Origin of the sequence: Bradyrhizobium sp. 172, assembly GCF_023101065.1 — a bacterium.
Lineage (GTDB): Bacteria > Pseudomonadota > Alphaproteobacteria > Rhizobiales > Xanthobacteraceae > Bradyrhizobium > Bradyrhizobium canariense_D.
This window is the reverse complement of the sequence record NZ_CP064701.1, coordinates 5,282,181-5,301,036: the sequence shown is the minus strand read 5'-3', so window position 1 is coordinate 5,301,036 and position 18,856 is coordinate 5,282,181. Positions and strand designations below refer to the sequence as shown.

The 18,856-nt window shown below is 64.4% G+C and carries 19 protein-coding genes; 11 read left to right on the top strand and 8 right to left on the bottom strand.

Annotated elements, in window-relative coordinates; genetic code table 11:
- Positions 1–129: 129 nt before the first annotated feature.
- Positions 130–549, bottom strand: a complete 420-nt coding sequence (locus tag IVB07_RS25615) for a hypothetical protein (protein WP_026233607.1) — start codon at positions 547–549, stop codon at positions 130–132.
- Between the two features lie 264 nt (positions 550–813).
- Here IVB07_RS25615 and IVB07_RS25610 point away from each other — a divergent pair, with 264 nt between their 5' ends.
- The gene (locus tag IVB07_RS25610) at positions 814–2,193 is read left to right on the top strand and encodes a hypothetical protein (RefSeq protein ID WP_247766739.1); all 1,380 of its coding nucleotides are present in this window, start codon (positions 814–816) and stop codon (positions 2,191–2,193) included.
- Position 2,194: 1 nt separating this feature from the next.
- Here the strand turns inward: IVB07_RS25610 and IVB07_RS25605 are convergent, their stop codons facing one another.
- The 7 genes from IVB07_RS25605 to IVB07_RS25575 all read right to left on the bottom strand — a co-directional run bounded on the left by IVB07_RS25605 (position 2,195) and on the right by IVB07_RS25575 (position 7,792).
- Positions 2,195–2,878, bottom strand: a complete 684-nt coding sequence (locus tag IVB07_RS25605; protein WP_018458546.1) for a class I SAM-dependent methyltransferase — start codon at positions 2,876–2,878, stop codon at positions 2,195–2,197.
- A gap of 8 nt (positions 2,879–2,886) precedes the next feature.
- A complete protein-coding gene (locus IVB07_RS40730; RefSeq protein ID WP_018458547.1) occupies positions 2,887–3,882 on the bottom strand; it encodes a glycosyltransferase family 2 protein in 996 nt (331 codons plus the stop codon).
- A gap of 175 nt (positions 3,883–4,057) precedes the next feature.
- Complete coding sequence (locus IVB07_RS25595; protein ID WP_018458548.1) at positions 4,058–5,620, bottom strand: hypothetical protein; 1,563 nt, start codon at positions 5,618–5,620, stop codon at positions 4,058–4,060.
- 185 nt (positions 5,621–5,805) lie between these two features.
- On the bottom strand, positions 5,806–5,970 hold the full coding sequence (locus tag IVB07_RS25590) for a Flp family type IVb pilin (protein WP_018458549.1): 165 nt from the start codon (positions 5,968–5,970) through the stop codon (positions 5,806–5,808).
- A 192-nt stretch (positions 5,971–6,162) separates the two neighbouring features.
- A complete protein-coding gene (locus tag IVB07_RS25585; protein WP_018458550.1) occupies positions 6,163–6,345 on the bottom strand; it encodes a hypothetical protein in 183 nt (60 codons plus the stop codon).
- A gap of 169 nt (positions 6,346–6,514) precedes the next feature.
- Positions 6,515–6,751 (bottom strand): hypothetical protein, encoded by a 237-nt coding sequence (locus IVB07_RS25580; RefSeq protein ID WP_018458551.1) that lies wholly within the window; start codon positions 6,749–6,751, stop codon positions 6,515–6,517.
- Positions 6,752–6,808: 57 nt separating this feature from the next.
- Entirely contained in the window at positions 6,809–7,792 is a 984-nt protein-coding gene (locus tag IVB07_RS25575; protein WP_247766735.1) for a Ku protein, read from the bottom strand.
- A gap of 233 nt (positions 7,793–8,025) precedes the next feature.
- Between IVB07_RS25575 and IVB07_RS25570 the strand changes: the two genes are divergently transcribed.
- From IVB07_RS25570 to IVB07_RS25525, 10 genes are all read left to right on the top strand, one after another.
- Positions 8,026–8,181: a hypothetical protein gene (locus IVB07_RS25570; protein WP_007593402.1), complete on the top strand. Its 156-nt coding sequence runs from the start codon at positions 8,026–8,028 to the stop codon at positions 8,179–8,181.
- 231 nt (positions 8,182–8,412) lie between these two features.
- Positions 8,413–9,084 carry a response regulator transcription factor gene (locus IVB07_RS25565; protein WP_018458554.1) on the top strand — a complete coding sequence of 224 codons (672 nt, stop codon included), beginning with the start codon at positions 8,413–8,415 and terminating at the stop codon, positions 9,082–9,084.
- Between the two features lie 121 nt (positions 9,085–9,205).
- Positions 9,206–10,582, top strand: a complete 1,377-nt coding sequence (locus IVB07_RS25560; RefSeq protein WP_018458555.1) for a sensor histidine kinase — start codon at positions 9,206–9,208, stop codon at positions 10,580–10,582.
- 158 nt (positions 10,583–10,740) lie between these two features.
- Positions 10,741–12,141 (top strand): hypothetical protein, encoded by a 1,401-nt coding sequence (locus IVB07_RS25555; RefSeq protein WP_018458556.1) that lies wholly within the window; start codon positions 10,741–10,743, stop codon positions 12,139–12,141.
- Positions 12,142–12,241: 100 nt separating this feature from the next.
- The gene (locus IVB07_RS25550; RefSeq protein WP_007593394.1) at positions 12,242–12,511 is read left to right on the top strand and encodes a hypothetical protein; all 270 of its coding nucleotides are present in this window, start codon (positions 12,242–12,244) and stop codon (positions 12,509–12,511) included.
- A gap of 131 nt (positions 12,512–12,642) precedes the next feature.
- Positions 12,643–13,758, top strand: a complete 1,116-nt coding sequence (gene ccmI / locus IVB07_RS25545; RefSeq protein ID WP_026233608.1) for a c-type cytochrome biogenesis protein CcmI — start codon at positions 12,643–12,645, stop codon at positions 13,756–13,758.
- Positions 13,759–13,795: 37 nt separating this feature from the next.
- Positions 13,796–14,305: a cytochrome c maturation protein CcmE gene (gene ccmE / locus IVB07_RS25540; RefSeq protein WP_026233609.1), complete on the top strand. Its 510-nt coding sequence runs from the start codon at positions 13,796–13,798 to the stop codon at positions 14,303–14,305.
- Positions 14,302–16,284 carry a heme lyase CcmF/NrfE family subunit gene (locus IVB07_RS25535; RefSeq protein WP_018458559.1) on the top strand — a complete coding sequence of 661 codons (1,983 nt, stop codon included), beginning with the start codon at positions 14,302–14,304 and terminating at the stop codon, positions 16,282–16,284. Before ccmE ends, IVB07_RS25535 begins: the two co-directional genes overlap by 4 nt.
- 4 nt (positions 16,285–16,288) lie before the next feature.
- On the top strand, positions 16,289–16,771 hold the full coding sequence (locus IVB07_RS25530; protein WP_026233610.1) for a cytochrome c-type biogenesis protein: 483 nt from the start codon (positions 16,289–16,291) through the stop codon (positions 16,769–16,771).
- Positions 16,772–17,003: 232 nt separating this feature from the next.
- A complete protein-coding gene (locus IVB07_RS25525; protein ID WP_018458561.1) occupies positions 17,004–18,587 on the top strand; it encodes a Do family serine endopeptidase in 1,584 nt (527 codons plus the stop codon).
- Positions 18,588–18,856: the final 269 nt, after the last annotated feature.

The window sequence follows — 18,856 nt, the reverse complement described above, 5'->3', positions numbered from 1 at the left end:
GATGAGAGTCGCGGTGGGTCAGCTATGCAGCGAGTGCCATAGCCCGGATGGAGCGCAGCGCAATCCGGGGCCGTTCCACCCGGATAGACCAGTGACGAATTTCGCTGCGCTCCATCCGGACTACGACCGCTACTTGCAGCTTTGGCAGATCATCAGCTTGCGTTTCAGCGACTCGTCTTCTTGATCGATCAATTGCTCAGCGGCGCCTTTCGCACCCGGATCGGCCCTGGAGCCCTTCGCATTGCGTGACCTCACAGGCGGGACTACCTGGCTCGAGGTGTCGTTGCCGTCGCCGATACCTACGCTGAAGCCATCGTAGTCGGCAGCTGGGTTCGGCGCCGATGGAAGCCCGCCGATCACCGGCGGCGAAGCTTCTCTGATGGATGCTGCCGGCGGAGGTCTGGAAGTTTTGGCGCCCGCATGCGGCGGCGATGCATTGGGCGGAGAAAGCGAAACCGACGGCGCGGCCGAAGTCTGCCCTCTCGCGCTGTCCTGCGACCAGACGCCAACAAAGATGAGGCTGAAAGCCAAGAGCATCACGCTTCTCATCCGCATCCTTCAAGCCGCCGTGGTTCGTCGATTGACAGTGTGAAGCGTATCAGGACCCGCATGGTCGTCAAAGCGCCGCAGCCCGGATTTCGCTACCGGGAATATAGTTCACAAAGCGTGACCGGCCCGCCGCGCACCAAGCCAGGCCCTGTCAAGTCAAAGAGGAATTTAACGCTTGCGCCCTAACTTGCGCTCGCCATGAGTGACCAGGTCGTCCACAGCGAGGTTCAACCGTTTTCGGCGCGTGCGGCGCTTCCCTGGCTGGTGAGCCTTGGCGTCTATGGCCTGCTGCTGATCCTTGGACCGCGGCTGCTCAATGATCCCGACAGCTATTCCCACATCGAGGTCGGGCGCTGGATCATCGCGCATGGCACGCTGCCAGCGACCGACCCATTTTCCTTTTCGAGGCACGGCGCTCCCTGGATCACCTTCGAATGGCTCTCGGAGGTGATCTACGCCGCAGCCTACGCGCTCGCCGGCTGGCCAGGCGTCCTCGTCGTCGGCGCCGCGGCGATAGCGCTCGCCTTTGGCCTGTTCACCTTCTTCCTGCTGCGCGAGCTTTCGCCGACCCAGACGCTGCTCATGGTGATCGTGGCCGTCATCCTCTTGGCGCCGCATATGCTGGCGCGGCCACATGTACTGGTGCTGCCGCTGATGGTGACCTGGGCGGCGGCCCTGGTACGCTGCATGGATTGTCGAGGGCCTCCGCCGTACTGGGCCCTTCCGCTGCTGGTCGTGTGGGCCAATCTGCACGGCAGTGTGGTGCTGGCGCTTGGACTGATCGGCCCTGCAGGGCTCGAGGCGCTGCTCTGCGAGGAGCGTAGTGAATGGCCACGCGTATTCCTGCGTTGGCTGCCGTTCACGGCGCTTGCGGTCGCGGCGTCCTGCCTGACCCCCTACGGGCCGGAACCGCTGCTGATGCCGCTGAGCACGCTCGGCCTCGGCCCCGCGCTCGGTTGGATCGCGGAATGGCGGCCGCAGGATTTCAGCCATATAGGCTTCTTCGAGCTGTTGCTGCTGGCCGGGATCTTCGCGCTCTCGCGCGGCGTGACGCTGCCGGTGGTCCGGGCCTTGGTCGTGATCGGCTTGCTGCATTTCGCGCTGGCCCAGATCCGCAATGCGGATCTGCTGGCCATGCTGGCGCCGCTCTATCTGGCGGCTCCGCTGGGGCGAAAGTTCGGCGGACCGATTGGGAAAGATGCGGCCGGCTCGTCGCGCCGCCTGAACCTGGCCGCCCTCGGTGTGTTGATTGCGGTGAGCGGGGCGACGCTGGCCCGTGATATACGGCCGGCTCCGGCCATGACCCCTCAGGCTGCCATCGCTGAAGCCAACCTCGCCGCAGCGGGGCACGTGCTCAACGATTATACCTTCGGTGGCTATTTGATCTTTGCCGGCATTCCCACCTTTATCGACGGTCGCGGTGAACTGTACGGGGGAGCGTTCATCAACCGCTACAATCGCGCCCTGGCGCTCGTCGATCTCGGCGACTTTCTCAGATTGCTCGACGAATACAGCATCGGCGCGACGTTGCTCGCGCCGGGGACGCCGGCTATAGCGATGCTGGACCGGCTGCCCCAATGGCAGCGCGTCTACAGCGACGACGTGGCGGTCGTGCACAAGCGGCGAGATATACCGCAAAGATAGATCAAGCGGTCCCGTAGGCGGCGTATTGGCCGCCGAGCGGCACGCCGCTCAGGGTCGCTTCGAGACGCCGCGACGGCTTGGTGTCGCAGGGCAGCAGCAGGAAATGGCGCGCACCGATCTCGCGCAAGCCGCCGGCAGCCATCAATTTTCGGGTTGTGCCGGCCCCGAGCAAGACGGCGTCCCGGTCGAACTCACAACGCGCGACGGCAAGACGGGTCAGCGGGTTGTACGGATTGTGCTCGATGACGCAGACGAGTCCACCGGGGCGCGTCACGCGCCGCATCTCCGCGATGAATTGCGCCCATTCCGTTGGCACGAGATGGTGCATCACGCAGACGGCCGTGACCAGATCGAAGCTGGCATCGTCGAAAGGAAAGGTGCGGCCGTCGAACTCACGGTAGTCGACCCTGCCGTTGTCAGCGCGCGCCTGCGCCAGGCTGGCCGACGAGACGTCGATGCCGCTCAAGCGGCCGACCATGCCGTGCAGCAGTGGATGAAGGCTGCCTACGCCGCAGCCGACGTCCAGCATGTCGGGCCTCTCCGTGTCGAGCCGCTGCGCGATCAGGTTGCCCAGCAGATCGGCCTTGGCGCGCATGAAGAAATGATGCGGCAAGCCGGAGAAGTCGATCGAGGATTGGACCACGTCACGGTAGTTGTCGTGATAGCCGTCGAAGAGCTCGGTCATGCGCTGTGTCACTCGTTGACGGCGTGGATCGCGGGTGCGGCTGCCGCCTCGTTGCGGTCGAAGCCAGCGCGGGTCTGCACCACGTAGAGCGGTCGACGTTTCACCTCGGCATGGATGCGGCCGACGTAAAGCCCCACGATACCCGTCATCAGCATGTTCATTCCACACAGCAGGGACATGACGACCATCGTCGAGGACCAGCCGGTCACGAGATGACTATCGTTGCTGAGCCACAACAGGATCACCCAGCCGCCATAGAGCAGTGCCAGACCTGAGACCGTCAATCCGCACCAGATTGCCAGGCGCAAGGGCAGATCGGAAAAGCCGAGCGCGGCGTTCATCGCGAGCCGCAGCATCTTGAACAGCGGATATTTGGTCTCGCCCGCTGCTCGCTCGAGGCGGTGGAAGGTGACCTCCGCCTGCCGGAAGCCGAGCCAGGCGATCATGCCGCGTACGAAGCGGTCCTGCTCCGGCATCTGCCGAAGCGCGTCGAGCACCTTGCGATCGATCAGGCGGAAGTCGCCGACGTCGGCGGGGATGCCGACCGAGGACATCCTGCCGAGAAGCCGGTAGAACAGATGCGCGGTCGCGCGCTTGAATCGGCTTTCGCCGTCGCGCGACAGGCGGCGGGCGTGGACGATGTCGTTGCCTTCCTGCCATTTTGCGATCAATTGCTCGATCACTTCGGGCGGATCCTGCAAATCGGCATCCATGACGATGATCGCTTCACCTTGCGCGGCGTCCATGCCGGCGGTGATGGCGATCTGATGCCCGAAATTTCGCGACAGGCCGATATAGCGAAAGCGCGGGTCGCGCGTGGCGAGTGCCTGTAGCACGATCGAGCTGGAATCGCTGCTGCCGTCGTCAACGAAGATCGCCTCTGCCGGCCCGTCGAGCCGGGACAAGACGAGGTCGAGCCTGCGCAGCAGCACCGGCAGCACGGCTTCCTCGTTGAACACGGGGATGACGAGGCTGTAGCGGATCGACTGGAAATTGGCCGCCATGCGAGAGAGTCCAACTCGTTGCAGGAGCGGAAGTCTATGCCGGCGGTGGTTAAGGTCGCCTTGCCACAACCATTAAGGATATGGGGCACCGCGGTGGCTTCCAAAAGGCGGGTGCAGATGGTGATGCCCGATTAACCACGCTGGGCAGCCGCGGCTTCGGCCTAGGACTTGCGGTCTAGGACTTGCGGCGGATCTTGTAGAGAACAAATCGCTCAGAGGTGTCCAGCGCTTCCAGCAGATCCGGCAGCGGGTTTGCGGCTCGCGGCCCGAGGACATAGAGATAGTCGAAGTCCTGATGCCAGGTGCGGACGAACGGCGGAACGCCTGCCGGCGGCCGGCTTGCCGCAATCGCGGTAAGCACGCCCAGCGGCACCGGCCCCCCGTAGGGAATGGCAAGACGGCGCACGTCCTCGCGTGGCCGCACGGGCTGCTTGCCCGCTTCCGTGAATAGATTGGGCACGAACGCGTTGGCATAGTGCACGGCCAGCGTAGGTGCATAGTACATCGGATATGAGGTGAGGTCGGCGAAGGGCGGGTCTCCATTGTCGTCCGTGCTGGCGACGAGGATGCGCGAGCCGCGATCGATCTTGTGGAACGACTCGACGATGGCCGCATAGTCGGTGCGGTAAGGCAGCCACACCGTGAGCACGACGGCGAGATTGATCAGTATGACGCCACTGATCGCGGCGAGCGCTGCCATTCTCCACGCCCGGCTGGGCAGCGTCAGCGAGCAGAAGGCCGGCAGGATCAGAGCCGCAGCGGGAATGACGCGCAGGTCGACGAACGAGGTTCCGAACAGCTTCGAGGGAATGACGACGTAGAGCAGCGCGAAGCCGATCGCGAGCCAGGTCCCGGCTGTTTCGAGCTTGAGGACGCCGCGTCTTGCGGCGAAGAACAGCGAGACCATCAGCGTAAGCCCGGTCGCCGCTGCGATTGTCAGATTGTAACCGTTCATGATGCGCAACGGCCAGATCGGCTTGAATCCGATGAACCAGCTCGTTCCTTCGCTTCCGATCGATCCCGCGGTCATGCGCATGATCCCAAAGAGGGCAAGCGCCGGTATGGCCAACGCGCCGAGCCGCGCGGCGGCGACCCCGTACGACCTTCGCCCATGGCGGATGCGCGAGAGCTCGTAGACGCCGAGCGTCGCGCCATAGACGCCGAGGGAGAAGAAATGTGCTGCAAACAGCGCAGCGACGAAGACCATGTTGACGACGAAACGCAGTGGCCATGGGCGCTCCGCGAGCATCAGATAGACGGCGATGCCGCAAAGAGCGAGGCCCAGTCCGAACTCGAAATTCACGAAGCCCCAGCTGAACGGCAGACAATAAAGGAAAGCGAGCGCCGCAAAGCCGGCGAGATGGACCCGTCCCTTCCGGGCCCATTCGAGCAAAAGCGCGCCTCCGACGATCAGCAATTGGCTCAGGAGCAGAAACAGGCGCGTGGCGTTCTCGACGTTGATCAGCCGCGCCATTTGCGGGACCAGCAGATCCATTCCAAGGTTGGGATAGAATGCCCAGGCCACTTCGTAATACGGATTGGCATTGGGAGTGCCGTTCTGGCTCAGAATGTACATCCGGGCGAGATGATTGGGATAGTCGACCATCGCGGGGATAGCGGTCAGCAGCACCGGAAGAAACGACAGGGCCGCCAGGACAGCAAGAACGCTGATCGGCGTCGATCGGTCCGAGCCAAGACGAGCCCAGATTGTCGAGGTCGGCTTGTCGGAAGGAATCATGTCATAGGGCCGCTAGAGTTTGAGCTTACGCTCTACGACAGCGCAACCGCGCGACACAACGCCAATAATGCGAACTTCGCGAAAATCAAACTGGGGTCGCCGCCGCATCGGAAGGAGGAGCCTATCATCCGGCGCGCTGCACGCGGATTCGTGCTGATGCGATTGCGGCGCGCCGGCTATGCCGGCTACTTCATCGCCGCGCTGATCGAGTTGAATTTGCTGCTCAGGAGTGCGCTGCCCGTGTTGTTCACGGCCGTGATGATCGCGAACGCGATGCCGGTGGCGATCAGACAATACTCGATGGCGGTGGCACCATTTTCGTCGGCAAGAAATGACTTGAGCAAAGTCATCGTCAACTCCTGTTCATCCGTCCAACCTAGGCCGGTGCCGTTTTCGGAATGGTAAATTGATTCACTAAGTTTTCGTGAGCGCGCCAAAACGCAGGGCGGATGGTCCTCACCTGCCGTTTGATATGGTGACATCGATTGACTTAAGGTTTCGTCACCCAATTCGGACGCATTTGGCGATGTCGTCATCCCGTCTCAGGACGAGATCTGGCGTTCCGGTGCGGCCTTGCTGGAGCGTTTCAGCACTATCGCCAGACGTCCGACCAGATAGCTGACCACGGACGGCTGCGCTCGCGCGGAGCTGCCGGCCAGGCTTTCTTCCTCGGCCGCGTCGTTGACGATGCCGATGTAATTCTTTCTGGCGTCCTGCTGCTTCACGAGCCTGCAACCCCGAGTTCAATCGAGGGGCGACGATGCTGCGCTGAGCGGGAAGCGTCGGTTAATTTTGTCTTCCGTAGGATTACGTGCCCTCCGGCCGCAGGCAGACGCTGAAAGCGCGGCTTGACTTAACGGATTGTTGAGCCTGTTCTCGAGCGGGGCGCCCGGCTCACTCGCGCCGACCGTCCGCATTCAGCGCCCGCAACACCGCGATGCGGGCGAACATCATCCAGCCGCCGCCGGTCTCGGCCGCGTTGATCAGGGTTTCGATCGCGGTCTGCCAGTGGCTCGCATCCTGCGTATCCTCGGGCAGTCGCATGATGTGATCGGCAGCTTCTTGCAGCGTCCGCAGCTTGCGCCCGCCACGTAACGAGATGGGTTCGTCGAACGCGGTCGACCAGGGCATGTCAGGTCGGCCGATCGACGAGGGGCAGCATCACGGCGTCGGCGCTGTGCGATGCCGCTAGCCGGCCTTCTTCGCCCGGGCCGGCGCGCGCACCGGCTTGTCCGCCTTTTTGGGAGCGGCTTTCGCAGCAGTGTCCTTGCCGCCCTTGCCGGTGATCGGCAGCAGCATCTCACGCTGGCCTTCGACGCGCTTCTTCGGCTTCTTGCCCTTGACGGCGTCCTTGGTCACGTCCTTGGCCACCTTCGCCGCGGGGCCTGCGTCCTTCTCGTTCGCGATGCTCTTCTTCAGCGCGTCCATGAGGTTGATAACGTTGCCGCTGGTCTTGGGCGCGGCCTTTGCTGCGATGGGCGCGCCGCTGCGCTTCTTGTTGATGAGGTCGATCAGTGCGGTCTCGTAATGGTCCTCGAACAGCTCAGGCTCGAACGCGCCGGACTTCTTCTCGACGATGTGCTTTGCAAGGTCGAGCATGTCCTTGGTCAGCTTCACGTCCTGGATGTCGTCGAAATAGTCCTTCTCGCCGCGCACCTCGTAGGGGTAGCGCAGCAGCGTCCCCATCAGGCCGCTCCCGAGCGGCTCCAGCGCGATGATGTGCTCGCGGTTGGTCAGCACCACGCGGCCGATCGCGACCTTGTCCATGCTCCGGATCGTCTCGCGGATCACCGCAAATGCGTCGTGGCCGACCTTGCCGTCGGGCACGAGATAGTAGGGGCGGATCAGATAGCGGCTGTCGATGTCGGTCTTCGGTACGAACTCGTCGATCTCGATCGTGTGGGTGGACTCCAGCGCGATGTCGTCGAGCTCGTCCTTGGTGACCTCGATATAGGTGTCGGTGTCGACCTTGTAGCCCTTGACGATGTCCTCCGAAGTCACCTGGTCACCGGTCTCGGCGTCGACCTTGAGGTACTTGATCCGGTGGCCGGTCTTGCGGTTTATCTGGTTGAACGAGACTTTCTCGGTATCCGAAGTGGCCGGATAGAGCGCGACCGGGCAGGTCACGAGCGACAAACGCAGAAAACCCTTCCAATTGGCGCGGGGGGCCATGGGCTACTCCAAACGCAACGGGGACAGAAGACGAAGATACCATCGGGGAACACCGAATCATAGCAAGGCGGATCGCTGAATCTTGCAACTGCGTTAATCGGCCGCCCGGCGCGCGGTTGCAGCCCGATCCGGCTGCAAAAACCGGAACATCATATCCGATCATGCGTTGCCACTGGACATTCGCCGCGAGGAGTCGCGGCCATCCGATGCGACGGCCAGAAATTGAGGTCACCATGGCAACCACGCGAGACCAACGTCAGATCGTGGAAACTCCGACGGAGGCGCGCCAGGGCGAGCCTGGGCCGTCGGTGGCGGCGCTGCTCGCCATATCAACCGGGCTCGCGATCCTGATCCTCGCGGTCATCTGGTTCGTGTTCTTCCGGACCTGATCGGCAGATCGACCGGACGGTTTGCACCTTCCGACTCGCCGCGTAACGCGGCACATTGCGCCCGCCATGCCGTCGGTTCGTCCGGTGGCATGGCGGGCGCAGTGCGTTAACTGCGAACTGGTCGGATATGACCAAAAAGTAACGCGGCCGGTTCCCCGGTGTTCATATTCAGTTCACGCCGGAATTGCTCATCTGTGCAGGTGTTCATGCGGCCTAATTCTGGAGAGAAGCGTGCGCCTGCTCGTCGTTGAGGACGACCCCGATCTCAATCGCCAGCTTACCAAGGCGCTGACCGACGCCGGCTATGTCGTCGATCGCGCCTTCGACGGGGAGGAGGGGCATTTTCTCGGTGACAACGAGCCCTACGATGCCGTGGTGCTCGACATCGGCCTGCCGAAGAAGGACGGCATCTCGGTGCTGGAGGCCTGGCGGCGCAACGGCCGCACCATGCCGGTCCTGATCCTCACCGCGCGCGACCGCTGGAGCGACAAGGTCCAGGGCTTCGATGCCGGTGCCGACGACTATGTCGCAAAGCCGTTCCACCTGGAGGAGGTGCTGGCGCGGATCCGCGCGCTGCTGCGCCGCTCCACCGGCCACGCCCAGAGCGAGCTGACCTGCGGCCCCGTCACGCTCGACACCAGGACCGGCCGGGTCAGCGTGTCGGGTAATCCCATCAAGATGACGTCGCACGAATATCGGCTTCTGGCCTACTTGATGCACCATTCGGGGCGTGTCGTGTCCCGTACCGAGCTGGTCGAGCATCTCTACGACCAGGACTTCGACCGCGACTCCAACACGATCGAGGTCTTCGTCGGCCGCATCCGCAAGAAGCTCGACGTCGACATCATCCAGACTGTCCGTGGCCTCGGCTATCTCCTGACCCCGCCGGCCCCCGGCGCTTGAAGCGCGGTGTCTCGAACTATCTCGTCTAGACGTATCTTGGCTTGACGGGCGGCGCAGCAGGGGCCTTGTTCGGGTCATGAGTTCCGACGCCATGCCACCCCGCGCCTCCGGGATCATTCCGATGCCCGCCAGCTCGCTTGCGAACCGCCTGTTTCTGTCGGCGACCGCGTGGCTCGTCGTGATCCTGGCCATCACCGGCGTGGTGCTGTCGTCGGTCTACAAGAACGCCACCGAGCGCGCCTTCGACCGCCGGCTCAATCTCTATCTCCGCACGCTGATCGCCGAGGTCGCCACCCCCGACGAGCCGCCGGACCGCCAGTTCCAGTCGCTCGGCGAGCCCTTGTTCGAATTGCCGTTGTCCGGCTGGTACTGGCAGATCACGCGGACCGACACCGAAAAGCCGGAGGTGCGCTCCTCGCGCTCGCTCTGGGACAAGAAGCTGCCAAAGCTTGAAGAGCAGGGCACCGAGCTCACAGCCGCGGGCATCCGGATCGCTTATGTCGACGGTCCAGAGGGACAGAACCTGCGCATGGTGGAGCGGCCGGTCGATCTCGGCGCGGACGGCAAATTTCTCGTCAGTGTCGCCGGTGACGACACCGAGATTTTCGACGAGACGCGCAGTTTCGATTACTACCTCGGCGGCACCTTCACCGCGCTCGGTATCGTGTTGCTGCTGACCACCGTGTTTCAGGTCCGCTTCGGTCTCGCGCCGCTCAAGCGCATCTCCGAATCCATCGCCGACATCCGGTCCGGGCGGGCGGAGCGGCTCGAGGGCGAGTTCCCGGTCGAGATCGCACCGCTGGCGCGCGAGACCAACGCGCTGATCGACGCCAATCGCGAGATCGTGGAGCGCGCGCGCACCCATGTCGGCAATCTCGCCCACGCCATCAAGACGCCGCTCTCGGTCATCGTGAACGAGGCCGGCGCGCATGCCACCGATCCGTTCGCGGCCAAGGTGATGGAGCAGGCCGACGTGATGCGCGACCAGGTCGCCCATCATCTCGAGCGCGCGCGCATCGCGGCGCGGGTCTCGGTCGTTGCGACGGTGACGGAGGTGGCACCGGCCATCGAGGCACTGCGGCGGACCATGGAGAAGATCCACCGCGGCCGCGGCATCGTGGTCGAGGCCGAGGCCGATCCGTCGGCGAAATTTCGCGGCGAGCGGCAGGATCTGGAGGAGATGGTCGGCAACCTCGTCGACAACGCCTGCAAATGGGCGGCGTCGCGGGTCTTCATCGAAGTTCTGGCGGAAGCGCCGCAGCAGGCGAGCATCGGTCCGCGGCTGCATATCATCGTCGACGATGACGGCCGCGGCCTGTCGGAGGCCGAGCGCACCCAGGTCTCACGGCGCGGCCAGCGGCTCGACGAGTCCAAGCCCGGATCGGGCCTGGGACTGTCGATCGTGACCGAGCTCGCTGCGCTCTATGGCGGCAGCCTCTCCCTCGGCCGCGCACCGACGGGGGGCCTGCGGGCGGAGCTGGTCCTCCCCGGAATATAATCCCTTGTTCCGATGCGACTATTTGGCTTGCGGCACCCCGATCCGGACGAAACCAGGGGTATTCGGAGCGACTTCCTAAACGGCTTCTTAAGTGGCCCCACCTATGATCGAGGAGGACGGATCCCACGTCCGCCATTTACCGTTCATTACCCGGGCGCATGAGCCAGACATCGATCGAGCGGCTGAGGGACTATCTCGCGCAGCTCCCGCCGCAGGCGCAGGCGCTGCTGATGCGAGAGTTCGAGCGTGCGCTCGAGCGCGGCCAGGACACGGCCGTGGCAACCCTCGTGCTCGATCAGCTGCGCAAGATTGTCCGCAAGACGGAAGCCGACGAGGCCGCACCGCCGCGTACGGACGATCTGTCGCGGCTGCTGTTCCAGGTGCTGGAACCATTCCTCGTCGAAGCAGGCGCTCCGATCCGGGTCGGGCAGGTCCGCCGCTCCTCGCTGGCTCCGATCTGGCAATGGCTCGGCCGCGACGGTGCTCCGGACAAGCTGAAGGAACTCGAGGCGGCGCTGGCGCGCACGCCGGCCGACAGCGCAGGCCAGGTCGAAGCGCTGACCTCGAAGCTCCAGGCGGTCGCTGCGGATGCCATCTTCGAGCTGACGGGGCCGGGCGGGGGCGACAAGTCGCGTGCGCTCGCACGCGTTGGCCCGCCCAACGTGATCGAGGACTTCTATTCGAGCGGGGCGGTGCTCGCGGTCCGCGACGCCATTGCCACCTTGAACGAGAAGCTGCCGCGCTCTTTGCGCGCCTTCGGCGATGCCCAGATCGCATCGGTGACTGCAGCGCTCAACATTCCCGTCCTCCAGACCCCGCAGATGCTGCCCTTCGCGCTCTCCATCGTCGTGCAGCGGATGACCGCGCCGTGGCAGATCATCCGCCTCGCCATCAAGATTGCCGCATCCGACGACGAGATCCGTGTTGCGGCAACGCCCTATGGCGTCGCCGTCACGATCGCGCTGCATGATCTGTCCTGCGTGGCGGCCATCCTGCGCATGGACATCAAGCGCGGCCATTTCGACAATGTCGCCGCCAATCTCAAGACGCTGCACGACGGCGTGCGAGGCCTGCGTACCGAGCTCGACCTGCGCAACGATTCCGCCTGGGGCAAGCAGTTGACCTCGATCCGGGCCGACATCTCTAACGCGCTGCAATCCGAGATCGACAGTGTTCCCGGCCGCGTCCGCCGCATCCTGCGCCAGCGCGCCGAGAAGGACATTCCGCCGGGCGCGCGGATCGACAGCACCGAGGTCGAGGAAACCGTCGCGCTGATCGATTTCGTCGCCACCTGCCGCAATTATGCGAGCGAGCTTGCGATCAACGAGGTGACACTGCGCACCTATTCCGACCTCCAGCAATATGTCGAGCGTTCGACTGAGCAGCTGGTGCAGTCGCTGCGCGGCGCCGATCACAAGGTCCGCACCTATCGGCAGCAGCAGGTGCAGGCCGCGATCCGCTTCTGCCAGGTGCTGTTCGGCGATGATTATGCCTCGCTGATGAGCCGCGCCGCGGAGAACGCGGCCACGGGCGAGCGCAAATCGTCGCGCGCTAGCTGATCCAGGCGCATATTTCAGTAGTCACAATTTCAGGTTGACGGTGTCGGTGGCTGGCCCTACGGTCGCCGTGCAGGTTTTTTATATTTCTATCTGTGGGCGCATGAAATCCGTTATCAGTTCCATCGAAATCGAGAATCGCGTCGTTGTTGCCAAATATCAAAGGCTGATGGTCGGCGCGAAGGTGGTGCTGGTCGAGAAGGCAAGCGGTCGGCAGCTTCCTGAGACCGTCACCAGGGTTGCATCACCCGTTCCCGTCGGGGCGTTGCGCATCAGATTGCCCGACGCTATCGAGCCGGGAACATATTTCCTGAAGGCCTTCAACGGGCATGGCGAGGACGCCGCTCAAAGCGCGGACTTCGAGATCGGCTAAGCCGTTGGATTTTCACCATTTCGGGACTGTGCGCGGTCGCGCCGAATTGACAATTGTCAATTGCCGCATCGTCCGGCCGTGGTGTAAAGCGACCTGTGGGCGCGGCTTGCGCGCTGCCGGAAGCTTGCCAGATGATGCTATGGTTCGTGTTCGCGCTGATGACGGTCGCGGCGATCTTCGCCGTGCTTTTGCCGCTCGGCCGTAGCGGACGCGCGCAAAATCAGGGCAGCGAGGTCGCGGTCTACAAGGACCAACTCGCCGAGATCGAGCGTGATCTTGCCGCAGGGCTGATCGCCGCGCCCGAAGCCGAGGCCGCGCGCGTCGAGGTCAGCCGCAGGCTGCTTGCCGCGGCCGGCAGCGAGCCCGCAACGGCACCGAAATCCAGCCTCAAATGGCGCCGCGCGGCGGCCGTGCTGGCGCTTGCCGGCCTGCCGCTGGTTGCGATTGGTGTCTATGTGCCGCTCGGCTCGCCCAGGCTTCAGGACTTTCCACTGGCGCAGCGGGAGCGCGGATCCGGGTCCGGCATGGCGCAGTCGCTCGAGAATCTGGTCGTACAGGTCGAGCAACATCTGGAAAAGAATCCGACCGACGGGCGCGGCTGGAACGTGATCGCGCCCGTGCTGGAACGGCTCGGTCGCTTCGACGACGCCGTGCGCGCCTATCGCAACTCGCTCACCTACAATGGCGAGAGCGCGGAGCGCCGGTCCGATCTCGGCGAAGCGATCTCGGCCGCCGCCGGCGGCGTCGTGACCGCCGAAGCCAAGACCGAGTTCGAGCGCGCGCGCGCGCTCAGCGCCGACGACCCCAAGGCGAACTATTTTCTCGGTCTCGCCGCCGAGCAGGACGGCCGCAAGGCCGATGCCGCCAATATCTGGCGCGCGCTGCTGGCGAAAGCGCCGGCGGATGCGCCGTGGCGACCTCTGGTGCAGACCTCGCTCGCGCGGGTCGGTGGCGGTGGCGCGACGATGCCGGCGCTGTCGGATGAGACCCTCGCAGCTTCCAAGGACATGAAAGAGGTCGATCGCAACGCGATGGTTCGCGGCATGGTCGAACGGCTCGCCACGCGCCTCAAGCAGAACGGCGACGACGTCGAGGGTTGGCTGCGCCTGGTGCGCGCCTATCTCGTCATGGGTGATCGCGACAAGGCGGTGGGGGCATCGACCGATGCCCGCCAGGCGGTTGCCAACGATGCAGCACGGTTGCGCCAGCTTGATGAAGGCCTCAAGACACTCGGGCTCGACGGATGATGATGTCAGGACGAGACGGGCAGGGAATGGATACGCCATGACGCGCAAGCAGCGACGTATGACCATCATCGGCGGCTCGCTTGCCGTGCTCGCCCTCGCGGCCGCGCTGGTGCTCAACGCTCTGCGCGATTCCATCGTGTTCTTCTCGACGCCGACCATGGTCGCCGAGAAGCACGTTGCGCCCGGCAAGCGGTTTCGCCTCGGCGGCCTGGTGCAGCCCGGCTCGCTCCAGCGCGGCGACAATCTCGCTGTGACCTTCGAGGTCGCCGACGGCGGCGCAAAGCTTCCGGTCGCCTTCAAGGGCATTTTGCCCGATCTGTTCCGCGAAGGGCAGGGCGTCGTCGCCGAAGGCGCGCTCGATGCTGACGGCGTGTTCAAGGCCGACACCGTGCTCGCCAAGCACGACGAGACCTACATGCCAAAGGACGTCGCCGATGCCCTGAAGAAGCAGGGGCACTGGAAGGATGATTACGGCGCCAAAGCTTCCGACGGCGTCAAGCCCGCGGCCACGACCGCGCAGGGCAATCCGCAGGGAGCAGTTCGGTGATCGCGGAGTCAGGACATTACGCGCTGGTGCTGGCGCTCGGACTGGCACTGATCCAGTCCATCGTGCCCCTGATCGGCGCGCGGCTGCGCGATGACGCGCTGATGAATGTGGCGCGCTCCACTGCGCTGGCGCAGCTTCTGTTCGTCGGTGCGTCGTTCATCGCGCTTGTGATGCTGCACGTGGAGTCGGACTTCTCCGTCGTCAACGTCTACGAGAATTCCCACTCCATGAAGCCGCTGCTCTACAAGATCACTGGCGTGTGGGGAAACCATGAAGGCTCGATGCTCTTGTGGGTGTCGATCCTCGCGCTGTTCGGCGGATTGGTCGCGGCCTTCGGCAACAATCTGCCGCTGTCGCTGCGCGCGCACGTGCTGGCCGTACAGGCGTGGATCGCCAGCGCCTTCTATCTCTTCATCCTGGTGACCTCCAACCCGTTCCTGCGCATCACCAACCCGCCGATCGAGGGACGCGATCTCAATCCGGTGCTTCAGGACATCGGTCTCGCCGTGCATCCGCCGATGCTCTATCTCGGCTATGTCGGCTTCTCAATTTCGTTTTCCTTCGCGATCGCGGCGTTGCTGGAGGGGCGGATCGATGCCGCCTGGGCGCGTTGGGTGCGGCCGTGGACGCTGGTCGCCTGGATCTTCCTGACGCTCGGTATCGCCATGGGCTCGTACTGGGCCTATTACGAACTGGGTTGGGGCGGCTGGTGGTTCTGGGACCCGGTCGAGAACGCCTCGCTGATGCCTTGGCTTGCCGGCACCGCGCTGCTTCATTCGGCTCTGGTGATGGAGAAGCGCAACGCGCTGAAGGTCTGGACCATCCTCTTGTCGATCTTGACCTTCTCGCTATCGCTGCTTGGGACCTTCCTGGTGCGCTCGGGGGTCATCACCTCGGTGCATGCCTTCGCGACCGATCCAACCCGCGGGGTGTTCATTCTCCTGATTCTCTGCCTGTTCATCGGGGGCAGCCTGTCGCTGTTCGCGGGGCGCGCGACGTCGTTGAAGCAGGGCGGCCTGTTTGCACCGATCTCGCGCGAGGGTGCGCTGGTGCTGAACAATCTGCTGCTCACTGTGGCCTGCGCGGTGGTGCTGTTCGGCACGCTCTATCCGCTGGCGATGGAGATGCTCGCCGATTTCAAGATGTCGGTCGGCGCGCCGTTCTACAATCTCACCTTCGCTCCGCTGTTCACGCTATTGCTGCTCGCCGTGCCGTTCGGGCCGATGCTGGCGTGGAAACGCGGCGATCTGCTAGGCGTCACCCAACGCCTGCTGGCGGCCGGCGTTGCCGGGCTTATCGCCGTCGCGATGGTCTGGGGCTGGGTGCGCGGCGGCAGCGCGCTCGCGCCATTGGCAATCGGACTTGGCGTCTTCGTCATTGCCGGCGCCGTCACGGATCTGGCCGAACGAACCGGCTTGTTCCGGCTGCCGTTCGCGACGACGCTGCATCGTGCCCGCGGTCTGCCGCGCTCGGCCTGGGGCTCGGTATTTGCGCATGCCGGCCTCGGCGTTGCGCTGATCGGAATCGTCTGCGAGACCACCTGGAACAGCGAATATATCGCGACGATGAAGCAGAACGACGTCGCCCATGTCGCCGGCTATGACGTCAAGCTGGACGGCCTGTTTCAGCGCCAGGGACCGAACTTCCACGAGATGATCGCCGAATTCAACGTCAGCCACGACGGCGAGATGCTCAGCGTGATGACGCCGTCCAAGCGCAGCTTCACCACCCGCGGCTCCTCGACCACCGAGGCCGCGCTGCTGACGCGCGGCGCCAGCCAGCTCTACATCTCGCTCGGCGACGCCACTGCCGAAGGCGCCATTGCCGTGCGCATCTATCACAAGCCGCTGGTGCTGCTGATCTGGTGGGGACCGGTGCTGATGGCGTTCGGCGGCGTGCTATCGCTGTCGGACCGGCGCCTGCGAGTCGGCGCGCCGAAACCGGCGCGTGCCAAGCAGCGCCTGCAGCCGGCGGAGTGATCTGATGCGCCGAATGATGGTCGCGTTCATCGCGCTGATGCTGCTGGCCTTGCCTGCGGCGCATGCCGTGCAGCCGGACGAGATCATGTCGGATCCGGTGAAGGAGTCGCGTGCACGCGATCTGTCGCGTGAGCTGCGCTGCATGGTCTGCCAGAACCAGTCGATCGACGATTCCGATGCGCCGCTGGCGCGCGATTTGCGGCTCCTGGTGCGCGAGCGTATCGCGGCCGGCGACAGCAATTCGCAAGTGCTCGATTTCCTGGTCGCGCGCTACGGCGAGTTCGTGCTGCTCAAGCCGCGCTTCGAGCGCCAGAACATGCTGCTGTGGCTGCTCGCGCCGTTGCTGCTGATTGGCGGCAGCCTGGCGCTATGGCTGCAAATCCGCCGGCGCGCGCGAAATGGTGCAGACCTACCGGCTCCGCCGCTCACGCCCGACGAGGAAGCGCGGCTCGCCGCATTGATGGCGGATGAAGCCAAATCCAGCTAGCTACGTTGCTGCGCGCATCAAGCCGGCACTGCGCGGGGGTTCCTGGAACTTGGTTAAGTTCCTGCAGGTTCACTAGTTTTGGCCGCGATAAACTGCCGCATCCGCATGTCCGGTTCATTACAAAAGTTTAACCCCGCCGCCAGCGCACGGTAAGGCGACAGCCCCCATCTTCAGGTCCGTAAGGTGCCGCCGTCAGGCGCCAAATGGATTTCAAGGCCCTGGAGATCTCTGCATGACCGACCGTTCCGACCTCTCGAACCTTCCGTCCTACCGGCAGCCCCGCCGGCCCGTTTTCTCGGCCCGCAAGATCGCGCTGATGGCCTCGGTCGTCGCCGGCCTCGGCGCCGCCGTCTACGGCTTCGGCACGTCAACCTCGCCCGCCGACCTGTTCTCGACCCCGGCGCTTGCGCAGGTCAACAACGAGGTCCGCAAGGTCGAACGCCCGATCGGTTTCGCCGACATTGTCGAGCGCGTGAAGCCGTCGGTGATCTCGGTGAAGGTCAACATGAAGGAGAAGACCGCGAGCAACGACGACGGCGATGATTCCTCCTCGCCGTTCCAGCCGGGCTCGCCGATGGAGCGGTTCTTCCGCCGCTTCGGCGGTCCGGATGGCGTCCCGGGCCTGAAGGGTGGTGGCGGTCGTGGCCGCGTCGTGCAGGGCCAGGGCTCCGGCTTCTTCATCTCGGCTGATGGCTTTGCCGTGACCAACAACCACGTGGTCGACGGCGCCGACAAGGTCGAGGTCACCACCGACGACGGCAAGACCTACACCGCCAAGGTGATCGGTACCGACCAGCGCACCGACCTTGCCTTGATCAAGGTCGAGGGCAGCTCGAACTTCCCGTTCGCGAAGCTTGCCGACGGCAAGCCGCGGATCGGCGACTGGGTGCTCGCGGTGGGCAACCCGTTCGGCCTCGGCGGCACCGTGACTGCCGGCATCGTTTCGGCCAGCGGCCGCGACATCGGCAACGGCCCCTACGACGATTTCATCCAGATCGACGCCCCCGTGAACAAGGGCAATTCCGGCGGTCCCGCGTTCGACACCAATGGTGAGGTGATGGGCGTCAACACCGCGATCTACTCGCCTTCCGGCGGCAGCGTCGGCATCGCGTTCTCGATCCCCGCCAGCACCGTGAAGAGCGTGGTGGCGCAGCTCAAGGACAAGGGCTCGGTCAGCCGCGGCTGGATCGGCGTGCAGATCCAGCCGGTGACACCCGACATCGCAGACAGCCTCGGCATGAAGAAGGCCGAAGGTGCGCTGGTTGCGGAGCCGCAGGCGAATGGTCCGGCGGCCAAGGCCGGCATCGAGTCCGGTGACGTGATCACGTCGGTCAACGGCGAATCGGTCAAGGACGCGCGCGAGCTCGCCCGCACCATTGGCGGCCTGGCGCCCGGCGCGACCGTGAAGCTCAACGTGCTGCACAAGGGCCAGGACAAGGTGGTGAACCTCACCCTCGGCCAGCTGCCGAACACGATCGAAGCAAAGGCCGACATCGACAAGGACAGCGGCAAGGGCGCGAGCCGCGGCACCGACGTGCCCAAGCTCGGCATGACCGTCGCGCCCGCCGATTCCGTGGCCGGCGCCGGCAAGGAAGGCGTCGTGGTCACCGAAGTCGATCCGAAGAGCGCCGCAGCCGAACGCGGCTTCAAGGAAGGTGACGTGATTCTCGAAGTCGGCGGCAAGAGCGTGAGCACCGCCGGCGAAGTTCGCGACGCCATCAACACGGCGCGGACTGACAACAAGAACAGCGTCCTGATGCGGGTGAAGAGCGGCGGTCAGTCGCGCTTCGTCGCCGTGCCCATCGCGAAGGGCTAACCAAGGGCTCGGCCTCAGGAGGCCTCCGAGATGAAGGGTGTCGCCGGCATCAGTCGCCCCCGCCGACGGCGCCCTTCGGGGGAGCAGCGCAACGTTTGCTTCCCCTATCTACCTTCCGGTGGAATACGCCCCCCTCCGTCGGAAGGCCTAGGGCGGTGAAGTCCCCCCAGCTTCACCGCCCGCCTTTTTCTCGATGCCAGAGTCTCTCACTCGGCTTGCATGCGATTGCCGCTCGCGCCATGTTTAGAGAAGGTTCACTCCCTTGACCG